Origin of the sequence: Streptomyces beijiangensis, assembly GCF_017315755.1 — a bacterium.
In the GTDB taxonomy this organism is placed as follows: domain Bacteria; phylum Actinomycetota; class Actinomycetes; order Streptomycetales; family Streptomycetaceae; genus Streptomyces; species Streptomyces beijiangensis.
In genome coordinates, this window is sequence record NZ_JAFLRJ010000819.1 from 1 (window position 1) to 1,610 (window position 1,610).

The 1,610-nt window shown below is 66.5% G+C and carries 2 protein-coding genes and 1 pseudogene; 2 read left to right on the forward strand and 1 reads right to left on the reverse strand.

Annotated features, from left to right (window positions below; translation table 11 throughout):
• Positions 1–123, reverse strand: a pseudogene (locus tag J0695_RS44675) (bifunctional DNA primase/polymerase); the annotation flags it as partial.
• A 297-nt stretch (positions 124–420) separates the two neighbouring features.
• Here J0695_RS44675 and J0695_RS39270 point away from each other — a divergent pair.
• Both J0695_RS39270 and J0695_RS39275 read left to right on the forward strand, forming a co-directional pair.
• Positions 421–726 (forward strand): hypothetical protein, encoded by a 306-nt coding sequence (locus tag J0695_RS39270; protein WP_206969636.1) that lies wholly within the window; start codon positions 421–423, stop codon positions 724–726.
• Positions 727–900: 174 nt separating this feature from the next.
• Positions 901–1,610: acyl-CoA dehydrogenase family protein (locus J0695_RS39275; RefSeq protein WP_206969637.1), on the forward strand; the 710-nt coding region annotated here is incomplete at its 3' end.

The window sequence follows — 1,610 nt, forward strand, 5'->3', positions numbered from 1 at the left end:
CTTTCCGCCGCCGAGCGCGGGGAGCTTCGTGCGGGACAGGGGGATGACCGGAAGCCCGCGCTCGGCGGCGGAAAGCGCGTGGGCGAGGGCCAGGGTGGCGGAGTGCCGGTCGGTGGTGGCCATACCTCTATGTTCGTACGAATGTTCGAACAAGGGAAGAGGTTGAGGGCTCTGATGGAACGCTTCCTCCCTTGCGGCGCCTGCATTCGGGTGACCTGACCAGTTTTGAGCTGGGGCTTTGGGGGCGTGAAAAGGGTTTATCGACTTAACGTCACGCTTGCGAGGGAAAGAGGGCTTCCGGGGTGGTTCGCCGGGGGTTCGGTGGGCAATTCTGATTCCGCGACGTCGAGCACTCAGCACCGGGGCGGTCGGCCAACTGCCCCAGTACAAGCCGTATTTCTGGTTCCTGGAGGAATTGACATGGCAAGCATCCGTACCGCCCGCGTTATCGCCGCCGCTGCCGCCCTGCCCCTGGCGTTCGGTCTCTTCGCCGGAGTGGCCTCCGCAGACAACGGCTCCTTCGCGGACAACGGATCGAACGCGGCTGTCGCCACCATCAGTGGCAGCGGCGTCGGGCACGACAACAACGGCAACTCGACCACCACACAGCAGGTGGCCACCGGATCAGGGGCGTCGAATCAGAACAACACGGCCAGCGTGAACGGCTGGGGCTTCACGGCGATCGACCAGTCCAACACCACGGTGAATTTCAACCAGCTCTGGTGAGACGCGGCCCGAAGGGGGGTTGGGTCACGGGGTGAACAGCGGTCCGGCGACGGCACTTCGGTGTCGTCGCCGGACCGTTGTGCGCGGTGCTGTGCCTTGACAGGTGATACGTATCTGACGGACAGTCAGAAACCCTGATCCGTAGGCACATCGCTGTGAACGGAGCCCGCCCACGTGCACCTCGCCCCCACGGAACGGCAGCAGTCGCTGCGCGCCGAACTCCGTTCGTACTTCCATGACGTGATGCGGGACGGGCCCGGTGAGGGGCCCGATGAACAGCGGGCGCTGCTGCGGCGCATCGGCTCCGACGGGATGCTGGGGCTCGGCTGGCCCGTCGAGTACGGCGGCCAAGGGCGAGGCCCCGACGAGCAGTTCGTGTTCTTCGACGAGGCGTACCGGGCGGGTGCGCCGGTGTCGATGGTGACCCTGAACACGGTCGGGCCGACGCTGATGAAGTACGGGACGCGGGAACAGAAGGACTTCTTCCTGCCGCGGATCCTGAGCGGGGACGTCGTCTTCGCCATCGGGTACAGCGAGCCTGAGGCCGGGACCGATCTGGCGTCGCTGCGGACTCGGGCGGTGCGGGACGCGGGGACGGGCGTGGACGAGTGGGTGATCGACGGGCAGAAGGTGTTCACCTCCAACGCGCAGAACGCGGACTGGATCTGGCTCGCCTGCCGTACGGACACGGACGCGCCCAAGCACAAGGGCATCTCGATCGTGCTGGTGCCGACGGACGCGCCGGGGTTCTCCTGGACGCCGATCGAGACCGTGGGCGGCCTGACGACGACGGCCACGTACTACGACGGGATACGGGTGCCCGCAGGGAACCTGGTGGGCGAGGAGAACGCCGGCTGGGGGCTGATCACCAACCAGCTCAACCA

Excerpts from the sequence above, each read along its gene's own strand:
- J0695_RS39270 (WP_206969636.1), top strand. The coding sequence starts at position 421 with ATGGCAAGCATCCGTACCGCCCGCGTTATCGCCGCCGCTGCCGCCCTG.